The organism is Limimaricola hongkongensis DSM 17492, from assembly GCF_000600975.2.
Taxonomy (GTDB): domain Bacteria; phylum Pseudomonadota; class Alphaproteobacteria; order Rhodobacterales; family Rhodobacteraceae; genus Limimaricola; species Limimaricola hongkongensis.
Genome location: NZ_KK088648.1, coordinates 100,924 through 120,742, shown reverse-complemented (window position 1 = coordinate 120,742; position 19,819 = coordinate 100,924). Strand labels below are relative to the sequence as shown.

Sequence of the window (19,819 nt, the reverse complement as noted above, 5' to 3'; positions counted from 1 at the left end):
GTTGTTGTAAGCGGCTTTAGAAGCCGCAAGGGCTTGAGGCAAGAGCAGGGGCAGATGGGCATGGATACCGGCCGGGACAAGATCGGCCGCGGGTTTCGCCGCGGCGCCGCCATGCTGGGGATCGCGCTCCTCGCGGCCTGCAGCCCGACCGAGCGGTTCCACGGATACGTGCCCGCCGAAGCCGTGCTGTCGTCGATCTCGCTCGGCGAAAGCCGCGAGGCGGTGCTCGAAAAGGCCGGCCCGCCGACCACCACCGGCGCGCTCGGCGCGCAGGATCTCTACTACGTGCGGTCGGTGTTTCGCCATTACGGCTTCTTCGCCCCCGAAGAAGTGAGCCGCGAGGTCGTCGCGATCAGCTTCGCGGCCTCTGGCGGGGTCGCCAATGTCGAGCGGTTCGACCTCAGCGACGGGCGCATCGTGCCGCTGACCCGCCGGGTCACCGAGGACAGCGTCGAAAGCGGCACCTTCCTGCGGCAACTGGCGGGGGCGGCGGGCAATTTCGACCCGAGCGCGCTGATCAACGACGAATGACGCGGCGATCAGGCCGCGCTTTCATCCGTGGAGGCCGGTTTGAACTCCATCGCCACGCCGTTCATGCAGTAGCGCAGCCCGGTCGGCGCCGGGCCGTCGGGAAAGACGTGGCCCAGATGCGATTCGCAGGCCGCGCAATGCACCTCCGTGCGCTTCATGAAAAAGCTGCGATCGGTCTTTTCGCCGACCGCGTCGGGGCCGATCGGCGCGTAGAAGCTGGGCCAGCCGGTGCCGCTGTCGAACTTGGTGTCGGCATCGAAGAGCGGGCGCCCGCAGCCCTTGCAGGTGAAGGTGCCGGGCCCCTTGGGAAAATTCTCGTGGCTGAAGGCGCGCTCGGTGCCGTGCTTGCGCATGACCTTGTATTCGAGCTCGGACAGCTCCTCGCGCCATTGCGCGTCGGGTTTGGTGATCTTGTCCATCTGGTCCTCCGTGATCTCGCCCCCCTATGTAGTCAGCCATGGCCGATCCGCCAGAGCGCGGCGTGATGCTGCGGCGCGCCGGGATGGTCGCGTTCGAGCCGCGCGGGGCCGCGCGGGCGCGCGCCATGGCGCTCAGGGCGCGCTGCTTCGTGGAGCTGGGCGGGGCGCTGCGCGACGAGGACGGCCATGACGCCACGAGCCGTCATTTGCTGGTCGAGGACGGGGCCGGTCGGGCGCTGTGCGCGCTGCGCTGGCGAGTCTTCGAGCCGGCGGAGGTGACGCAGGCCGCGAGTGCCGCGTCCTACGACCTGTCGCCGTTGGCGGGCTGGCCGGGGCGGCTGATGGAGATCGGCCGGTTCTGCACCGCCCCCGAGGCGCGCGACGGCGCGGCGCTGCGTCTCGCGCTCGCGGCGCTGACCCGGATCGTGGTGCGGCAGCGCGCGACCTTGCTGTTCGGCTGCGCCTCGTTCGCCGGAACCGACCCCGCGCCGCACGCCCCGGCGCTGGCCTGGCTCGGCGCGCATCATGCCGCGCCGCGCATGATCGCGCCCGGGCGCCGGGCGGGCGAGGCGGTCGCGCTCGGCGGGCCCGTCGCCGATCCACGCGCGGCGCGGGCCGGGCTGCCGCCCTTGTTGCGCAGCTATCTGGGCATGGGGGGCGTGGTGGGCGATCACGCGGTGATCGACCGCGCGATGAACACGCTGCATGTGCTGTGCATGGTCGATGTCGCGGCGATCCCGGCGCCGCGCGCCCGCGCGTTGCGCGCGCTCGCATTCGGGCCTTGATAAGCCGCGCGCCGCCCTCTAGCTGGCGGGCATGGCACGCGCACCCCTTCTCCAGCTCACCGATATTTCCCTCACCTTCGGCGGCGATCCGGTCTTCGACGACCTGTCGCTCGCGGTCCAGACCGGCGACCGGGTCGCGCTCGTGGGCCGCAACGGCTCTGGCAAGTCCACCTTGATGAAGGTGATGGCCGGTCTCGTGGAGGCCGATCGCGGCATCCGCGCCGTGCCGCCCGCCACATCGGTGGGCTACATGGAGCAGGACCCGGATTTCTCGGGCTTCGCCAGCTTGGGCGACTGGGCCGCGCAGAACCTCGAGCTGGGCGAGGAATACAAGCTTTCGGTCGTGGCCGAGGGGCTCAAGTTCGATCCCGACCGCGATCCGGCCACCGCCTCGGGTGGCGAGCGGCGGCGCGCGGCGCTGGCCAAGCTGATGGCCGAGGCGCCCGAGCTGATGCTGCTCGACGAGCCGACCAACCATCTCGACATCGAGGCGATCGCCTGGCTCGAGGCCGAGCTGAAGCAGACCCGCGCCGCCTTCGTGCTGATCAGCCACGACCGCGCCTTTCTCAAGGCGCTGACCCGCGCGACGCTGTGGATCGACCGCGGCGCGGTGCGGCGGCAGGAAACCGGCTTCGAAGGCTTCGAGGCGTGGCGCGACAAGACCTGGGAAGACGAGGACATGGCGCGCCACAAGCTTGATCGCAAGATCAAGTCCGAGGCCCGCTGGGCGGTCGAGGGCATCTCGGCCCGGCGCAAGCGCAACCAGGGCCGGGTGCGGGCGCTGCAGGAGCTGCGCGCCGAGCGGGCGGGCCAGATCCGCCGCCAGGGCACGGCGGCGATGGCATTGGGCGAAGGGCCGACCTCGGGCAAGAAGGTCGTCGAAGCCTTTGGCCTGCGCAAGGAATATGCCGGCAAGCGCATCGTCGATAACTTCGACCTGACCGTGATGCGCGGCGACCGGATCGCCTTCGTCGGCCCCAACGGGGTCGGAAAAACGACGCTTATCAAGATGTTGCTTGGCGAGGTTGAACCTGATGAGGGCCGCATCAAGCACGGCACCAACCTCGAGATCGCGGTGTTCGACCAGGCCCGCGCCCGGCTCGACCCCGAGGCGACGCTGTGGGACAGCCTGACTAATGATCCGCTGATGGCGGTGTCGGGCTCCTCGGACCAGGTGATGGTGCGCGGCACGCCCAAGCACGTGGTCGGCTATCTCAAGGAGTTCCTGTTCGACGAAGGCCAGGCCCGCGCGCCGGTCAAGTCGCTCTCGGGCGGTGAAAAGGCGCGGCTGTTGCTGGCGCGGATCATGGCGCAGACCTCGAACGTGCTGGTGCTCGACGAGCCGACCAACGATCTCGACATCGAGACGCTGGACCTGCTGCAGGACCTCCTGGGCGAATACGACGGCACCGTGCTTCTGGTCAGCCACGACCGCGATTTTCTCGACCGGGTGGCGAGCACGACGATCGCGATGGAGGGCGACGGGCGCGCCACGCTTTATGCGGGCGGCTGGAGCGATTACCGCAGCCAGCGCAAGAACGCCGCCGCACCGGTGAACCATGCCCCCGCGCCGCGCGGCAGCGCGCCCGCGCCAAGCGCCCCGAGCGCGCCCAAGCCGAAGGCCGAGGCGCCGAAGCCGAGCCTCAGCTTCACCGAAAAGCACCGGCTCGAAGAGCTGCCCGGCGTGATCGAGCGGCTGACGCGCGAGATCGCCAAGCTTGAGGAGCTGCTCGCCGACCCGGAGCTGTTCACCCGCGAGCCGGTGAAGTTCCGCAAGGCGACCGAGGCGATGGCCGAGCGCCAATCGGCGCTGGATGCGGCTGAAACCGAATGGCTGGAGTTGGAGGAGAAGGCCGGGGCCTGATCTTTAAGTCATTATCCTCAAACGAAAAAAGCCCGCCTTCGGAATGAAGGCGGGCTTTTCTTTCGCTTGTGACGATCAGCCGTCGAAGTTCACTTCTTCCATGATCCGCAGCGCGGCGGCGCGGTGGTCGGCCAGCGTCGGCAGGTCGGTCTCGTCGGCTTCGAACTCGCCCCAGCCCTGCACCAGCTCGGAGGCCTCGGCGCTGTCGAGCACGGGGTATTCGAAGTTCGCCTCGGCATAGACTTCCTGCGCCTGCGGCGAGACGAGGAATTCCATGAACTGGACCGCCTCTTCCTTGTTCGGCGCGGACTGGGTCAGCGCGACGCCCGAGACGTTCACATGGGTGCCGCCGTTCTCGAAGGTCGGGAAGGTGATGCGGACGGCGTTCGCCCACTCGGTCTGCTCTTCGTCCTGCAGCATCTTGCCCATGTAATAGGTGTTGCCGAGCGAGATGTCGCATTCACCGGCCCAGATCGCCTTGACCTGCGCGCGGTCGTTGCCCTCGGGCTTGCGCGCGAGGTTGTCCTTCACGCCCTGCGCCCATTCCTTGGCATAGTCTTCGCCGTGATGGGCGATGATCGCCGAGACCAGCGCGAGGTTGTAGTTGTGCAGGCCCGAACGGGTGCAGATCCGGCCTTCCCACTTGTCCGAGGCGAGATCCTCGTAGGTGGTGATTTCGCCGTCGGCGACGCGCTCCTGGCTGGCATAGACGATGCGGGCGCGGGTGGTGACGCCGAACCAGTCGCCGTTCTCGCCGCGCAGGTTGGCCGGAACCGACTCGTTCAGGACCTCGCTCTCGACCGGCTGGGTGACGCCGGCATCGACGATCTGGCTGAGATTGGCGATGTCGACGGTCATCACCAGATCGGCGGGCGACCGCTTGCCCTCGGCTTCCAGCCGCTCGACGATGCCGTCCTCGACGAAGGCGAGGTTGACGGCAATGCCGGTCTCTTCGGTGAAGGCGTCGGCCACCGGCTGGATCAGCTCGGGCTGGCGGGTGGTGTAGACGTTGACATCGGCCATCGCGGTGGTGCCGGCCAGGGCGGCGGCGATGGTGAGAACGGGGCGAAGGGTCATGGGACGCTCCAATTGCGTGTTGCGATTGGTGGCGCTTAAACCCGAGCGAATTGGTCGGGTCAATGCCTGAGTTTTTTAGTTTGAAACTTTTTCGCGCTGCTTCTCCGCGCGCCGGATCTCGTTCCACAGAGCGTCCATCTCATCGAGGTCGCTTTCGGAGGGATGCTTGCCGCGAGATTGAAGTTCGACCTCTATGTATTTGAAGCGTCTTGTGAATTTATCGTTGGACCGGCGCAGGGCCGCCTCGGGATCGACGTCGAGATGCCGCGCCAGATTGGCCATGACGAACAACAGGTCGCCCATTTCGGCCTCGATCTCGTCATGGCTCAGGCTGTCGCGCGCCTCGACCAGCTCCTGCGCCTCCTCGACCAGCTTGTCGAGCACCTGCGCCGTCTGCGGCCAGTCGAATCCGACCCGTGCCGCGCGTTTTTGCAGCTTGGCCGCGCGCATCAGGGCGGGCAGGCCAAGCGCCACGCCGTCGAGCACGCCGGTCTCGGCGCGGCCCGCGCGCTCGGCCGCCTTGATCGCCTCCCAGGCCTGCGTCTGTTCATCCGCCGTGCGGTCGCGGCTTTCATCGCCGAAGACATGCGGGTGGCGGGCGATCATCTTGTCGGAGATCGCGCGCGCCACGGCGGCGAGGTCGAAATGCCCGGCCTCGGTCGCCATCTGCGCGTGGTAGACCGATTGCAGCAACAGGTCGCCCAGCTCGCCGCGCAGCTCGGGCCAATCCTCGCGCGCGATGGCGTCGGCCACCTCGTAGGCCTCTTCGATCGTGTAGGGCGCGATGGTCGCGAAATCCTGCTCGATATCCCATGGGCAGCCGTGCTCGGGGTCGCGCAGCGCCCGCATGATGGCCGAAAGCCGCGCGATTTCGCGAGCGGCATCAAGGTCGGGCTGAAGGATCTCGGGCTCGGTCTGGGGCATTGCGCGTGGCTCCTGTCGGTGGCAAGCCGCAGGCTAGGATTTCAAAGCCCGGAGCGCCAGCCATGCCCGTCGTCAATCGCATCGCCGATTTCACGCAAGAAATGCAGGGCTGGCGCCGCCAGCTTCACGCCGCGCCCGAGGTCGGGTTCGACTGCCACGAGACGGCGGCGTTCATCGCGGCCAGGCTGCGTGAGTTCGGCGTCGACGAGATCCACGAGGGCATCGCCACATCGGGCGTCGTGGCGCTGATCCGTGGTCGCGGCGACGGCCCGGTGATCGGGCTGCGCGCCGACATGGACGCGCTGCCGATGGACGAAGAGACCGGCCTGCCGCATGCCTCGGCCAACATCGGCGCGATGCATGGCTGCGGCCATGACGGCCACACCACCATGCTGCTCGGAGCGGCGAAATACCTTGCCGAGACGCGCAATTTCGCAGGGACCGTCGCGCTGATCTTCCAGCCCGCCGAAGAGGGCGGCGGCGGCGCCGGCGTCATGGTCGAGGAGGGCGTGATGGAGCGGTTCGGCATCGGCGAGGTCTATGCGCTGCACAACGAGCCGGGCCTGCCGGTGGGCCATTTTCGCACCGCGCCCGGCGCGATCATGGCGGCGGTGGATGATTTCACCATCACCGTGACCGGCAAGGGCGGGCATGGCGCCATGCCGCAGGACGCGACCGACCCGGTCGTCGCCGCCTGCGGCATCGTCACCGCGATCCAGACCATCGTGAGCCGCAACCACGATGCGCGCGAGGATCTGGTGATCTCGGTCACGCAGATCCACACCGGCAGCGCCGACAACGTGATCCCCGCGACCGCCTGGATCAACGGCACGGTGCGCAGCTTCGATAAAGGCGTGCAGGCGATGGTGATGCGCCGCATGCGCGAGATCTGCGAAGGACAGGGCATGGCCTACGGCGTGCGCGCCGATCTCGACTACAATCTCGGCTACCCGGCGACGATCAATGACGCGGGCCGCGCAGAATTCGCGGCCGAGGTGGCGGGCGAAGTGGGCCTTGCCAGCGCTCCCGACAGCCCGCGCGCCATGGGGGCCGAGGATTTTTCCTTCATGCTCGAGGCGCGGCCCGGCGCCTATCTCTTCATCGGCAATGGCGACACGGCCGGGGTGCATCACCCCGAATATGATTTCAACGACGACACCGCGCCTTATGGCGCGTCCTTCTTCGCGCGGCTGGTCGAACGGGCGCAGCCCGCGCGCGGCTGAGCGCCGCAGGTGGGAACGCGGCGTCGCCCAAGACGTTCGGCTGGGGAAAGCCGCGCCTTGGGCGCGCCGGAAGTTTGATAGGCAAGGCATTGAAGAAAATGGCTATTCTGACTGTATCTGCACTGGTCGCCGCGGCCGTGCCGCTGACATGGGTGCGGGTCGCGCCCTCGGATGCCGATCGCTGGCATGTCGACCCCATGGAGGTGGCGCAGGTGCCGGTGAAGCCTAAGCAGGGCGGTTGGCTGGTGCGCACCGGCCCGGCCCATGCCGCGCCGCCGGTCTTTGCGACCGATCCCGCGACGCTGCTGTCGGCCTTCGACGAAATCGCGCGCGCCACGCCGCGCACGACGCTTTTGTTCGAAAGCCCGGCAGAGGGGCGCGCGACCTATGTGACGCGTTCGGCCCTGATCGGGTTTCCCGATTATACCAGCGTCAAGGCGGTGCCTGAATCGGGGGGGGCGGCGCTGATGATCTGGGCGCGCAACCGGTTCGGCGTGTCGGACATGGGCGTCAATCGCAAACGGGTCGAGGCGTGGATGGCGGCGCTGTCCGAGCGGTTGCCGCGCCGCTGAGCGTCACTTGACGCGTCCGGGGCGATGGAGGATGGGTGATCCATGATCGCACAGGACAAGATCGACCAGATCACCGCCCGCTTCGAGTTTCTCGAGGCCAAGATGTCGTCCGGGGCCTCGGGCGGCGAAATCGCCGAGCTGGGCCGCGAATATGCCGAGCTGAAGCCCGTGGTGGAAACGGCGGCGCTGCACGCGCGGCTTGCCGCCGAGATCGACGAGGCGCAGGCGCTGCGCGACGATCCCGAGATGCGCGACCTCGTGGAAGAAGAGCTGCCGGGCCTGCGTGCGCGGCTGGAGGCCGCCGAGACGGCGCTGCGCCTTGCGCTTTTGCCCAAGGATGCCGCCGATGCGCGCCCGGCGATGATCGAGATCCGCCCCGGCACCGGGGGCGACGAGGCCGCGCTGTTCGCCGCCGACCTGCTTCGCATGTATCAACGCCACGCCGATGCGCGCGGCTGGCGCTTCGAGATCATCGAGGAGCAGGCCACCGAGCTGGGCGGCATCAAGGAGGTCGTCGCGCGGGTCGCGGGCGAGGGCGTCTTTGCCCGGCTGAAATACGAGTCCGGCGTGCACCGCGTGCAGCGCGTGCCCGAAACCGAAAGCGGCGGGCGCATCCACACCTCGGCGGCGACCGTGGCGGTGCTGCCCGAGGCCGAGGCGGTCGATGTGAAGATCGACCCCAATGACATCCGCATCGACACGATGCGCGCGTCCGGTGCGGGCGGCCAGCACGTCAACACCACGGATTCGGCGGTGCGGATCACCCATATTCCCACCGGCATCGTCGTCACCTCGAGCCAGAAGTCGCAGCACCGCAACCGCGAACTGGCGATGGAGGTGCTGCGCTCGCGGCTGTTCGACGCCGAGCGGATGCGGGTGGAGGGCGCGCGGTCCGCCGATCGGCGCGCGCAGGTCGGCTCGGGCGACCGCTCAGAGCGCATCCGCACCTATAATTTCCCGCAGGGCCGCATGACCGATCACCGCATCAACCTGACGCTCTACAAGCTCGACGCGGTGATGGGCGGCGATCTCGACGAGATCATCGACGCGCTGACGGCCGAGGCGCAGGCGGCGCTGCTGGCGGAGATGGAGGCATGAGCCCGCTGCCCGCGGGCCCGCTGACCGGTTCGGCGGCGCTGTTCGCGGCAACGCGGCGGCTGGCCGAGGCCGGGGTGCCCGATCCGGGCCGCGACGCGCGGCGGCTGTTTTCGCATGCGGTCGGCGTCGATCCGGGGCGGCTGACGCTGGTGCTGCCCGAGCCGATCGACGGCGCGAAGCTCGAGGCGTTCGAGGCGCTGGTGGCGCGGCGCTGCGCGCGCGAACCGGTGTCGCACCTGACCGGCAGCCGGGCCTTCTATGGCCGTCGCTTCAAGGTGACGCGCGACGTGCTCGACCCGCGCCCCGAAACCGAGATGCTGGTCGAGGCGGCGCTGTCCGAACCGTTCGGCCACGTGCTCGATCTTGGCGTGGGATCGGGCTGCATCCTGCTGACGTTGCTGGCGGAAATGCCGGATGCGCGCGGGGTGGGCGTCGATGTGTCCGAGGCCGCCTGCGCGGTGGCGCGCGAGAACGCGCGGGCGCTGGGGCTTGCCGACCGGGCGCATATCTCGGTGTCGGACTGGGTCAGCCGGGTCGAGGGCATGTTCGATCTCGTGGTGTCGAACCCGCCCTATATCGCGCGCGGCGAAATGGCGGATCTCGCGCCAGAGGTGCGCGACTGGGAGCCCGAGGGCGCGCTGACCGACGGGGCGGACGGGCTGTCATGCTACCGCGCGATCCTCGATGGCGCCGCGCGGGTGCTGGCGCCGGGCGGTCGGCTGGTGATGGAGCTTGGCGCGGAGCAGGCCGAGGCGGTGGGCGGGCTTGCCGTGGCGCGGGGGTTCGCGCCGGTCGCGCTCATCCCCGATCTTGACGGGCGCGACCGGGTGATCGTGCTGGGATTGCCGCAATCGGGGTTCTGAGCGCGGAAAAACCCGCGTTTTGCGTGGATCGGGCAGTTTCTGCTTGCTCCACCCCGCCTCGCATGGTTAGTCCTAGGCATCGGACGGAGGAAGGCGCAAGCGCCTTCAAGCCCCGACACGCTGCCAGATCATCGCAGGCCCCGACGTCGCAGCAGCGCGCATCGCGCGCGCAGACCGGGGCACAAGCGCAACGCCTGAGCCAGGCCGGAACCGAAGAATCACATGAGATCATCGAAGTCACGCTCGCGCGGCAACAAGAACCGCAACAACCGTCCCTCGGGTGGCAACATCGTCAACCGCGTGTTCGACAGTTCGGGCCCGGACGGGAAGGTGCGCGGCACGCCGCAGCAGATCATCGAGAAATACACCCAGCTGCACCGCGACGCGCAGCTGTCGGGCGACCGCGTCGCCGCCGAGAACTTTGCCCAGCATGCCGAGCATTACCTGAGAATGCTGGCCGAGGCGCAAAAGGAGATCGAGGCCAAGCGCGAGGAGGCCGAGGCGCAGAACCGCGAGCGGCAGGCCGAGCGCGACCGCCAGGCCGAGCGTGACCGCGAACGCGCCGCCCGGCTGCGGGCGCAGGAAGAGGCGCAGCAGACCCAGCAAGCCCCCGAGCCCGCGCGCGAGCCGCGCCGCGAAGACAGCGCCGCCGATATCGTCGAGACGCCCGAAACCCGCGAAACCGGGCGCGAGATCCCCGCTCAGGAGCCGCAGGCCGCCGAGGCCGAAAAGCCCAAGCGCGCGCGCAAGCCGCGCGTGAAGCGCGACACGCCCGATGGGGAGAAGCCCGCGCCGCGCGCCCGCAAGCCCAAGGCCCCGGCCAAGACGGAAAGCGACTCGGCCGAAGCCGCCGAGTAGGCGCTCCGTCGACGTCGAAGAAAAAAGGCGGCGCCCTCTGCGGGTGCCGCCTTTTTCGTCAGCGTGCCGCGGCGACCGACCGGGCCAGCGCGCACCACGCTTCGAGCCCGACCCGTTCGGCCCGCTCGGTCGGCGCGATGCCGGCGGCGGCGAGGTGATCCTCGATCCCCGGCGCCACGCCCTTGAGCGAGGCGCGCAGCATCTTGCGCCGCTGGTTGAAGCCCGCCGCCACGACACGCGAGAGCACGGCCGGATCGGCCGGGAAGCGCGGCTCGGGCAGGGCGGTGAGATGCACCACCGCCGAGGACACCTTGGGTGCGGGCACGAAGGCCTGCGGCGGCAGGTCGAGCACGATGCGCGCATTCGCCCGCCACTGGGCGAGGATGGCGAGACGCCCATAGGCCTTGGAGCCGGGCGTCGCGACGATCCGCTCGGCCACCTCGCGCTGGAACATCAGCGTCAGGCTTTCCCAGAAGGGCGGCCAGTCTTTGGGCGTGAGCCAGCGCACCAGAAGCTCGGTGCCGACATTGTAGGGCAGGTTCGCCGCCACCCGGATCGGCGGCGTCAGATGGGCCAGCGGGTCGACCTCGAGCGCGTCGCCCTCGATCACCTGCAGCCGTCCGGGGTAATGCGCCGCGATCTCGGCCAGCGCCGGCATGCAGCGCCCGTCCTTTTCGATCGCGAGCACGCGGCGCGCGCCCTCGGCCAGAAGCCCGCGCGTCAGCCCGCCGGGACCGGGCCCGATTTCGAGGATGTCCGACCCTTGAAGATCGCCCGCCGCCCGCGCGATCCGCGCGGTGAGGTTGAGATCCAGAAGGAAATTCTGTCCCAGTGTCTTCTTGGCGCGCAGGCCGTGGGTTTCGATCACCTCGCGCAGCGGGGGCAGATCGTCGATGGCGGCCATGACGCGCTCCTGTTTCACCATTCCAAAAATACGCATGGCGCGCCGCTCGGGGCCCGCCGTGCCGCCCGTCTAGCGCGGCCCGCGCGCCTGCGCCATATCCGCCGCCATGCGGATCGCCGCGATCATCGATGACGGATCGGCGAGCCCCTTTCCGGCGATGCCGAAGGCGGTGCCGTGATCGGGCGAGGTGCGGATGAAGGGCAGGCCGAGCGTGACGTTGACGCCGCCCGAGAAATCGATGGTCTTGATCGGGATCAGCGCCTGGTCGTGATACATGCAGATCGCCGCGTCATAGGTGGCGCGCGCCGCCGCATGGAACATGGTGTCGGCCGACATCGGCCCCGCAAGGTCGAACCCCTCGCCCCGCAGCCGGTCGAGAAGCGGCGTGATCATGGCGATTTCCTCACCGCCCATCTTGCCGTCCTCGCCCGCATGCGGGTTGAGACCGGCGATGGCGAGCCGTGGCGCGGCCACGCCGAAATCGCGGATCAGCGCGTCGCGGGTGATGCGGATCGTGCGCTCCAACAGGTCGGGCGTCAACCGCGCGGGCACCTGCGCGAGCGGCACGTGGATGGTCGTCGGTACGACGCGCAGCGCTTCGCAGGCGAGCATCATCACGACCTCGTCCGTGCCCGCGAGCGCGGCGAGGTATTCGGTATGGCCGGGATGGGCGAAACTCGCGCCGTCGATCAGCGCCGCCTTGTGGATCGGCGCGGTGCACAGGGCCGCGCAGGCGCCGGAGCGCACGAGGTCGACGCCGTCGCGGATCGCGTCGATCACGCCCTGGGCATGGGCCGGGTCGGGCGCGCCGGGCACGGCGGGCGGCCCGAAATCGCGCGCGAGCACGGGCAGGGCCGTGGCCGACACAGGAGCGGCCTGCGCCGCGTCGTCCACCGCCTGCCACGGCACCGCGTCGGGCAAATGGCGCGGATCGCCGAGCCACAGCAGCGGGATCTCACCGCGCAGCCTTTCCCAGGCGCGGGCCGCGATCTCCGGGCCGATGCCCGCGGGCTCGCCGCAGGAGATCGCGATCGGGGTCATTGCGGCACGATGCGGGCCTGCGCCTCCAGCTCGGCGAGCAGGATGTCGGCGCGGGCCGAAAGTTTCTGGCCGACGAGCTGGTTGCGCACCGCGTCGCGATCGGCGCCCTGCGCCGCGACCGGGGTGCGCGAACACAGCATGGTGAAGAACAGCGTGCCATCCTCGCTCAGGTTCCACGCCGCCTCGTTGCGGTCGAGCCGCGCCAGTTCGAGCCCGAGATCGCGCGGCAGCGCCGAGGGCGCCACGCTGCGCCGCACCAGCCGCTCCTCGGGCAGGTCCTTCGCCACGCCGTAGAGATCGTCGCAGGTGTCGGTCAGCCCGGCGACGCGGCGCGCCTCGGCCAGCGCCTCGGCGGTGCCCGCGCCGGGGATGGCGAACTGGGCATAGTCGATCTCGGCGATCTGCGGCGGGGGCCTGCGGCGCCTCGCGGATGTCGCGCAGCTGGAACAGCGCCACGCCGTTGCGGATCGGGATCGGCGGCGTCACCTCGCCCGGCTCCAGCGACAGCAGCAGGCCGCGCAGCCCGGCGGGATAGTTGCTCAGCGGCAGCCAGTCGAGCCGGCCGCCCTGTTCGCGGGTCGGCAGGGCCGACACCTCGCGGGCCTGCGCCTCGAAGGCGGCGGTGGAGCGCAGACGGGAAATCTGTTCGGCGCGGGCCTGTGCGGCGGCGGCGCGCGGCGGCGGCGCGGGGATGATGATCTCCGACAGCAGCAGCTCGACCGCGTCCGGGCCGCCGGTCTTGGCCAGCTCGGCGTCGATCTCGGCGTCGGAGATTTCGACGCCGCTGCCGTAGCGGCGGCGGACATAGTCGCGCCACGAGGCGTTGACCTTCACGAAATCGCGCAGCGTTTCGCGCGCGATGCCCTGACCCGCGAGCTGCGCGACGAAGGCGTCGAGCGACAGATCGGCGCGCTGCGCGAATTCGGCCATCGCGGTTTCGAGCCCTTCGTCGGTGAGCTGCATGCCGGCGCGGTCAAGCTCCTGAAGCTTGAGTTTTTCCTCGACCAGCTGGCGGCGCGCCTCGGCGGCGGTGTCGCCGGGCGTGTTGAACGCGGCGAGCAGCCTGGCGCGTTGGTCCAGCTCGTAATTGGTGACGGCGGCGCCGTTCACCGTGATCGCGGGGGCAAAAAGCCCCTGTGCCGCGGCGCCCATCGGCGCGGCGAGGGCGGTGGCGATCACCGCCGCCTTCACGAAATCCAAAGCCCGCATCCCGGCTCCCATCCTCGTCCGATCCGTCCGCATCACCCCTCGCAGCGCCCGGCGGCCGCGACAGCCGGCCGGCCCGCGGAAAACCCGCTCAGGTTGACCGACAGGCCAAAGCTCGTGGAGGGGTCCACGTCCTGCGTGTCGGTGTAGCGGCGCGATGCGGAAAGGTCCACCGTGACGCATTCGTTGCGCCAGCCGACGCCGAACTCGGCGCGCACGGGGGCTTCGGCGGCGATGTCGTAGCGGGCCTGCGCCGAAAGGCTCCAGCGCGGCCCGAAGCGGAGCGTGGTGTCGAGCGCGGTTTCGGTGATGCGTTCGTCGAAGCCCTCGGCCACGTCCGGCTCCAGCCACAGATAGGCGGCGCTCAGATCGAACTGCGCCTGTTCCAGCGCCACGCGCGCCTCGGCCCCCGAGATGTCGAGCGCGTCGTCGAAGCTGGCGGTCAGTTCCACCCCGGCGCCGGTGCCGAAATCGAGGCTGCTGGAGACGAGCCAGTCGGAGCGGCGCTGCGACAGGTCCGAATTGTCGAACAGCTCCGGCTGGACCCGGTCGCGAAACAGCCGCCCGCCCTGCAGCGACAGGGTCCGGCCCGCGCTGTCGATCCGGCTCCAGCGCAGCCCGAGCCCGGCGCTGAGACCTTCCTCGACGAGATCCTCGCCCGGCAGCCGGTCGAGCGCGTGCAGCGTCGTGGCGTCGAACTCGATCAGCTTGCTGTCCTCGTTGGGCACCGTGTCGCCCTGCACCCCGGCATAGGCAAGGCTCGCCACCGGCTCGACGATCTGGGTCGCGCCGCTGGCCGGGCCTTCGCGGCGCAAGAGCGGCCAGCGCAGCGTGACGCCCGCGGCCTGCGACAGGCGCGTCTGCGCCGTGTCCTGCGCCGGGTCGTCCGAGACGGCATAGCCATCCGCGCCGACCCGCAGCGCGGTATCGACGAGCAGGCCCGGCCCGACCAGCCCGGCGCCGTGCCAATCCGCCGAGAGACCGATGCGGGCGACGTCGCGGGACGCCTCGGCGCCGGTGCCGTCGCGCCACAGCGCATCCGCATCGGCCCGCAGCGTCAGGCGTCCGCCGATGCCGGGCGTCAGCACCTTTTCGCGTTCGAGCCGGGCCACGAGCGGCGGCAGCGAGGCGCTGGCCTCGGCTTCGCGCAGGCTTTCGAAATAGGTGATCTCGGCCAGAGCGTAGCCGTCATCCCGAAACCGGTAGGCGCGCAGGCTGCTGTCGAGCCGGTCCTGGTCCGACAGGTCGTAATCGAGCAGGAAGGCATCGTCGGAGACCGCCTCGATGTCGAATTCGAGCCGGATGTCGCGCGGCAGCGCAAAGGCGCCCTCGGCCAGCAGCGCGTAGCGCGGCCCGGCGCGGTTGTCGTCCTCGCTCAGATGGGTCTCGATCTCGGTCCAGCCGTTGCGGAACGCCTGCCGGTAGCGCAGTTCGAGATTGCGCGCGCCGGTGGCGATCCACGGCGTCACGGTCAGGTCGCGGCGCCCGCCGAGCCGCACGAAGTAAGGTAGCTGCACCCCGAACCCGAGCGTGTCCGAGGAAAACAGCTGTGGCACCAGAAGCCCCGAGGCGCGTTCCAGCGTCGGGTCGGGCAGCCGCATCCGCGGCAGCCACATCACCGGCACGCCGCGGATGTGAAAGCTGGCATCGTCGAAATAGAGCTGGCGCGCCTCTTCGTCATGCACGACGCGGGCGGCGCGGATTTCCCACAAGGGCGGGCCGCCGCCGCAGACCCGGCAGGAGGTGGCGGCGGTGCGGGTGAGCGCGGTGATCCCGTCGCCGGTGCGGTCGATCCGGTGGGCGGCAAGCTGCAGCTGCCGGTCGAGCACCAGCCGCGCGCCGCGCAGCAGCCCGGCCTCGAGCTGCGGGCTGAGCTCGGCGGCGCGGGCGGTGAAGACCTCGCCCTCGGGGGTGGTGATCAGGATCGGCCCGGTGACGTTGAGCCGGTCGGCGGCCCGGTCATAGGCGATGGCGGCGGCGGAGAGCCGGGTGCCGTCGTAGAAGGCCTCGACATTGCCGCGCGCCACGAGCGTCTCATCCGCGGTGACGGTGACGCTGTCGGCCACGAGCTGCGCGAGGCCCTGGGCCGCGGCGGGCAGGGGTGCGAAGGCGGGCGCGAGCCCGACCAGGGCCGTGATCAGGCGACGGATCATCCATCCTCCAGGTGTAGAAGCAGGCCGAGCGACGACAGGATCGCCGCGAGAGGGGGCGCCCAGGCCGCCATGAAGGGCGGGATCTGGCCGTTTTCCCCGAGGATCTGCGCGAAGTTGCGCAGGAAATACACCCCGAAGCTCAGCAGGATCGCGCCCAGCACCATGACGCCGACCCGGCCGCCGCGCTGGTGGCGCATGGTGAAGCCCGCGCCGATCAGCAGCATCGCGGTCAGGAAGGCGGGCTGCGCCAGCTCGGTCTGCAGGAACACCTGATGACGGCGCGCGGCAAAGCCCGCCGCCTTCAGCCGTTCGATGAAGCCCGGCAGCTTCCACACCGAGATCGTCGCCGGATCGCCGAAACTGTCGCGGATCTGGTTGGCGGTGAGCGAGGAGGACAGCGTCATCTGCGGCATCCGCTCGGCGGCGGTTTCGGGGTTGTCGGCCAGAAGCGGCCAGCGCTTGACCCCGCGCAGCAGCCAGTGGCCGTCCTGAAGCTCGGCGAGGCTGGCCTCGACGCGCTGGCGCGGCAGCCCGCCATTGTCATAGCTCAGGAAGGTGGCGTCGTGCAGCACCGTGCCGTCGAGATTGCTGGCGCGCGCGCGGATCACGGTCTGCGCCTCGCCATCGCCCTGACGCAGCCACAGCCCGTCCTCCGACAGGCTGACCACGCGTTCCTCGCCGCGCAGGCTGTCGGTGCGGGCCTCGTAGGCGCGGCTGGTGGCGGCGACCAGCGGGTTGATCAGCGCCACCGCCGCGAGCCCCAGAAGCAGCGTCATGACGACCGGCGCGAGCAGCGCCGACAGCGCGGAACGCCCGGCGGCGCGGGTCACCACCAGCTCGGAGGAGCGGGCGAGACCGAGAAACAGCGCGATGCCCGAGATGATCACGATCAGCGGCAGGATCTCGTAGAGATCGGCGGGCACGCTGAGCAGCGTCAGCGCCAGCAGCTCGCCAAGCCCGGCGGCATCGCCGTAGCGGCGGGCCTTTTCGACGAAGTCGATCAGCCCGAGCATCACGAAGAACACGCCCAGCGTGCCGAGAAACGCCATCACGAAGCGGCGGGCGAAATAGCGGTGCAGGATCATGCGGGATACCTCCGGCGCAGCCGCCTGCGCGGGCGTCCCGCGAGCGCCAGCTCGATCGTGGCGATGGCAAAGCCGGTGACGCCGGGCAGGTAGGTCACCGGCCATTGCCCCGGCGCGCCGCGCAGGATCGTCGCGGCCACCGATTCCAGCGATTGCACGATGATGATCAGCCCGATCGCGGCAAGGATCTGGCGCCAGACGCCGAACCGCGAGAACCCGCCGATCAGCAGCGTCGCAAAGCCGATCAGCGGCGCCGCCGCCGCCAGCACGGCGCCCGCGATCCGTTCATGCGCCTCGGCGGCGAGCTGCTCGGGGCTGCGCTCGGTCGCGGTGAGCAGCTCGGGCGTCGGGCGCAAGAGATCCCATGTGGGCACCTCGCGCACCCGCAGCCGGCCGCTGTCGGAGGCGCGGGTCAGCGGTTCGAGATCATAGGCGAAATCCTCGAAACGGGTGGTCGACAGCCGCGCCGCGTCGGGCCGCAGCACCTGCACCAGGCCGTCGATCATCACCAGCTGCGGCGCGGTCGCGGTTTCGACCAGATAGGCGCTGGCGGCGGTGTAGGTGACGGTCTCCTGCGGATCGCGGCTGTCGGAGATCATGAGATCGCGCAGCTCGCCTTCGGGGGTGATCTCGCGGATATAAAGGGTGATGCCCGAGATCGGCGACAGGAATTCGCCCTCCTGCAACAGCCGCGCGGTGGCGGATCGGGCGATCTCGGATTGCCGCTCGGCGAGACGGGCATTGGCGAGCGGGTTGATCACCACCGTGAGCGCGCCGGTCAAGAGCCCCGACAGAAGCCCGAACAGCAGCACGGGCCGCGCCAGCCGGAACGGCGAATAGCCCATGGCCTGCACCACCGTCAGCTCGCTGTCCGAGGTGAGGCGGTTGGTGACGTAGAGTGCAGCGGCAAAGCCCGAGATCGGCACCACCAGCCGGATCAACGAGGGCAGGGTCAGCATGGTGAGTTCGAGAAACACCGACAGGTTCTGCCCGTCGGCCACGAGCTGGTCGAACAGCTGCACCGCGCTGTTGACCCAGTAGACCAGCACCAGCACCAGCGCGAAAAAGCCGAACAGCATCATCAGCTGCGACAGCATGTACCTGTCGAATCGCGCCACCGGTCCCTCGTCCGTCTCTGGCCGCCGAGGTGGCCGCCTGCCTGTGCGCATCCTAGCCGAGGCGGCGGGCGGGTTGAACCGCGATCTGGTCATTGCCGCGGCTCGTCGCTAGGCTCCGCCGCCAAACCCCACGATCCCCAAGGAGCCGGCATGTCCCGCACCCCCCGCATCGATTTCCTTCCCCACGACGCCGACACGCTGTTCGCCACGCCGGGCCGCATCGCGGTCTTCGTCGGGCCGGACGGCCCCGAAAGCGCGGTGGCCCGCGGTCTCGACGAGCGCACCGGCGGGGCGCTGTCGCGGCTGGCATCGGGCGCGCGCTGGGGCCGGGCCAAGACCGGCGAGGTGATCGAGATCGCCGTGCCCGCCGGGCTGGCCGCCGAGGCCGTGCTCGTGGTCCGGCACGATGCCGAGGCCGACCGCCTGGCAATGCGGCGCATGGGCGGCGCCATCGCCGCCGCCGCCGGGCGCGGCGAGCTGACGATCCTCGCCTCGGAGCTGCGCCATGCCGACGAGGTGGCGCTGGGCGTTGCGTTGCGGGCCTACCGCTTCGACGCGCATCAAAAGCCCGACGCGACCGAGGCGCCCGATGGGCAGGTGCGGATCATGTCCGACGAATCGGAGGCGCTGGCCCGTGCCGCCGGGCCGATGGCCGCGATCGCCGAAGGCGTGGCCTTCACCCGCGATCTGGTGAACGAGCCCGCCAACGTGCTGACCACCGACGATTTCGCCGCCCGTCTCGCGGCGATGCAGGAGCTGGGGCTCGAGGTCGAGATCCTCGAGGAGGACGAGCTTGCCCGTCTCGGCATGGGCGCGCTGCTGGCCGTGGGCCAGGGCTCGGACAGCCCGTCGAAGGTCGTCGTGATGCGCTGGGAGGGCGGCGGCGACGAGCCGCCCCTGGCGCTCGTGGGCAAGGGCGTGGTGTTCGACACCGGCGGCATCTCTCTCAAGCCCGCCGCGGGCATGGAGGACATGACCATGGACATGGGCGGCGCGGGCACCGTCGCGGGCACCATGCGCGCGCTGGCACTGCGCCGGGCCAAGGCCAACGTGGTCGGGCTCGTCGGTCTCGTGGAGAACATGCCCTCGGGCAACGCGACGCGTCCGGGCGACGTGGTGCGCTCCATGAAGGGCGACACGATCGAGGTGATCAACACCGACGCCGAGGGGCGGCTCGTTCTGGCCGACGTGATGTGGTACGCGCAGGAGCGGTTCAAGCCCTCGGGCATGATCGATCTCGCGACGTTGACCGGCGCGATCATCGTGGCGCTGGGCCACGAGAACACCGGCGTCTTTTCCAACGAGGACGGCTTTGCCGAGGCGCTTCTGGCGGCGGCGCAGACCGAGGGCGAAGGCGCGTGGCGCCTGCCGATGGGCGAGGCCTATGACAAGGTGCTCAAGAGCCGCGTGGCCGACATGCGCAACGTCGGCACCGGGCGCGAGGGCGGCTCGATCACCGCGGCGCAGTTTCTCAAGCGCTTCGTGCAGGACGGCACGCCCTGGATCCATCTCGACATCGCGGGCACCGCGTCGCTGAAATCCGACTGGGCGCTCGGACCCAAGGGTGCGACCGGCTGGGGGGTGATGGCGCTCAACCGGCTCGTGGCCGACCGCTACGAGGGCTGATGTCATGGGCGCGGCCTTTTTCTACCACCTGACCGACGGCCCCGCCGAGGAGCTGTTGCCGCAGCTGCTCAAGCTCGCGGGCAAGCAGGGCTGGCGGGTGGAGATCCGGGGCCGCGCCGCCCGCGCCATGGACCGGCTCGACACCGATCTGTGGCGCATGGGGTCGCCCGAAAGCTTTCTGCCGCATGGCCGCGCGGGGGGGGCGCAGGACGCGGCGCAGCCGATCCTGCTCACCGTCGAAGGCGAGGCCGCGCCGGGCCTGCCTTGCGTGATCTGTCTCGACGGGGCGCAGGCCGCGCCCGACGAGGTGCGCGGCGCCGAGCGGGTCTGCATCCTGTTCGACGGATTCGATCAGGAGGCGGTGCAGGCGGCGCGGGAGCAGTGGAAGCGGCTTACCAAGGCGGGGTGTTCGGCGCAGTACTGGGCGCAGGAAAACGGACGCTGGACCAAGAAGGCCGAAGGCTAGCGCGCG

General features: G+C 70.0%; 18 protein-coding genes and 1 pseudogene. 10 read left to right on the top strand and 9 right to left on the bottom strand.

Going from position 1 to position 19,819, the window contains the following annotated elements:
* Nucleotides 1-60 precede the first annotated feature (60 nt).
* Nucleotides 61-531, top strand: coding sequence for an outer membrane protein assembly factor BamE (locus tag LOKHON_RS01425; RefSeq protein ID WP_051059665.1), 471 nt, complete (start codon nt 61-63; stop codon nt 529-531).
* A gap of 8 nt (nt 532-539) precedes the next feature.
* Here the strand turns inward: LOKHON_RS01425 and msrB are convergent, their stop codons facing one another.
* Nucleotides 540-950, bottom strand: coding sequence for a peptide-methionine (R)-S-oxide reductase MsrB (gene msrB / locus LOKHON_RS01420; RefSeq protein ID WP_017929400.1), 411 nt, complete (start codon nt 948-950; stop codon nt 540-542).
* 38 nt (nt 951-988) lie between these two features.
* Here msrB and LOKHON_RS01415 point away from each other — a divergent pair, with 38 nt between their 5' ends.
* Entirely contained in the window at nt 989-1,735 is a 747-nt protein-coding gene (locus LOKHON_RS01415) for a GNAT family N-acetyltransferase (protein WP_017929399.1), read from the top strand.
* A 31-nt stretch (nt 1,736-1,766) separates the two neighbouring features.
* Nucleotides 1,767-3,599, top strand: a complete 1,833-nt coding sequence (locus tag LOKHON_RS01410; protein WP_017929398.1) for an ABC-F family ATP-binding cassette domain-containing protein — start codon at nt 1,767-1,769, stop codon at nt 3,597-3,599.
* A gap of 75 nt (nt 3,600-3,674) precedes the next feature.
* On the opposite strand, the gene LOKHON_RS01405 is transcribed toward LOKHON_RS01410, so the two are convergent.
* Together LOKHON_RS01405 and mazG are read right to left on the bottom strand one after the other, a co-directional pair.
* Entirely contained in the window at nt 3,675-4,676 is a 1,002-nt protein-coding gene (locus tag LOKHON_RS01405) for a Fe(3+) ABC transporter substrate-binding protein (RefSeq protein ID WP_017929397.1), read from the bottom strand.
* A gap of 75 nt (nt 4,677-4,751) precedes the next feature.
* Nucleotides 4,752-5,600, bottom strand: coding sequence for a nucleoside triphosphate pyrophosphohydrolase (mazG, locus tag LOKHON_RS01400; protein WP_017929396.1), 849 nt, complete (start codon nt 5,598-5,600; stop codon nt 4,752-4,754).
* A gap of 62 nt (nt 5,601-5,662) precedes the next feature.
* On the opposite strand from mazG, the gene LOKHON_RS01395 reads away from it, so the two are divergent.
* From LOKHON_RS01395 to LOKHON_RS01375, 5 genes are all read left to right on the top strand, one after another.
* Nucleotides 5,663-6,823 (top strand): M20 aminoacylase family protein, encoded by a 1,161-nt coding sequence (locus tag LOKHON_RS01395; RefSeq protein ID WP_017929395.1) that lies wholly within the window; start codon nt 5,663-5,665, stop codon nt 6,821-6,823.
* 98 nt (nt 6,824-6,921) lie between these two features.
* On the top strand, nt 6,922-7,395 hold the full coding sequence (locus LOKHON_RS01390) for a DUF1499 domain-containing protein (RefSeq protein ID WP_026147581.1): 474 nt from the start codon (nt 6,922-6,924) through the stop codon (nt 7,393-7,395).
* 42 nt (nt 7,396-7,437) lie between these two features.
* Entirely contained in the window at nt 7,438-8,493 is a 1,056-nt protein-coding gene (gene prfA, locus LOKHON_RS01385; protein WP_017929393.1) for a peptide chain release factor 1, read from the top strand.
* Nucleotides 8,490-9,356: a peptide chain release factor N(5)-glutamine methyltransferase gene (gene prmC / locus LOKHON_RS01380; protein ID WP_017929392.1), complete on the top strand. Its 867-nt coding sequence runs from the start codon at nt 8,490-8,492 to the stop codon at nt 9,354-9,356. The genes prfA and prmC overlap by 4 nt, the downstream gene beginning before the upstream one ends.
* A 222-nt stretch (nt 9,357-9,578) precedes the next feature.
* Nucleotides 9,579-10,214: a DUF4167 domain-containing protein gene (locus tag LOKHON_RS01375; protein WP_017929391.1), complete on the top strand. Its 636-nt coding sequence runs from the start codon at nt 9,579-9,581 to the stop codon at nt 10,212-10,214.
* A 58-nt stretch (nt 10,215-10,272) separates the two neighbouring features.
* On the opposite strand, the gene rsmA is transcribed toward LOKHON_RS01375, so the two are convergent.
* From rsmA to lptF, 6 genes and pseudogenes are all read right to left on the bottom strand, one after another.
* The gene (rsmA, locus tag LOKHON_RS01370) at nt 10,273-11,118 is read right to left on the bottom strand and encodes a 16S rRNA (adenine(1518)-N(6)/adenine(1519)-N(6))-dimethyltransferase RsmA (RefSeq protein WP_017929390.1); all 846 of its coding nucleotides are present in this window, start codon (nt 11,116-11,118) and stop codon (nt 10,273-10,275) included.
* 69 nt (nt 11,119-11,187) lie between these two features.
* Nucleotides 11,188-12,159 (bottom strand): 4-hydroxythreonine-4-phosphate dehydrogenase PdxA, encoded by a 972-nt coding sequence (pdxA, locus tag LOKHON_RS01365; protein WP_017929389.1) that lies wholly within the window; start codon nt 12,157-12,159, stop codon nt 11,188-11,190.
* A gap of 462 nt (nt 12,160-12,621) precedes the next feature.
* Nucleotides 12,622-13,089: pseudogene (locus LOKHON_RS16405) on the bottom strand (peptidylprolyl isomerase); the annotation flags it as partial.
* 311 nt (nt 13,090-13,400) lie between these two features.
* On the bottom strand, nt 13,401-15,518 hold the full coding sequence (locus tag LOKHON_RS01355; protein ID WP_017929387.1) for an LPS-assembly protein LptD: 2,118 nt from the start codon (nt 15,516-15,518) through the stop codon (nt 13,401-13,403).
* Entirely contained in the window at nt 15,515-16,603 is a 1,089-nt protein-coding gene (gene lptG, locus LOKHON_RS01350) for an LPS export ABC transporter permease LptG (protein ID WP_017929386.1), read from the bottom strand. The genes LOKHON_RS01355 and lptG overlap by 4 nt, the downstream gene beginning before the upstream one ends.
* A complete protein-coding gene (lptF, locus tag LOKHON_RS01345) occupies nt 16,600-17,700 on the bottom strand; it encodes an LPS export ABC transporter permease LptF (RefSeq protein ID WP_017929385.1) in 1,101 nt (366 codons plus the stop codon). The genes lptG and lptF overlap by 4 nt, the downstream gene beginning before the upstream one ends.
* A gap of 171 nt (nt 17,701-17,871) precedes the next feature.
* Between lptF and LOKHON_RS01340 the strand changes: the two genes are divergently transcribed.
* Nucleotides 17,872-19,347, top strand: a complete 1,476-nt coding sequence (locus tag LOKHON_RS01340) for a leucyl aminopeptidase (protein WP_017929384.1) — start codon at nt 17,872-17,874, stop codon at nt 19,345-19,347.
* A 4-nt stretch (nt 19,348-19,351) separates the two neighbouring features.
* Nucleotides 19,352-19,813: a DNA polymerase III subunit chi gene (locus LOKHON_RS01335; RefSeq protein ID WP_017929383.1), complete on the top strand. Its 462-nt coding sequence runs from the start codon at nt 19,352-19,354 to the stop codon at nt 19,811-19,813.
* Nucleotides 19,814-19,819 lie beyond the last annotated feature (6 nt).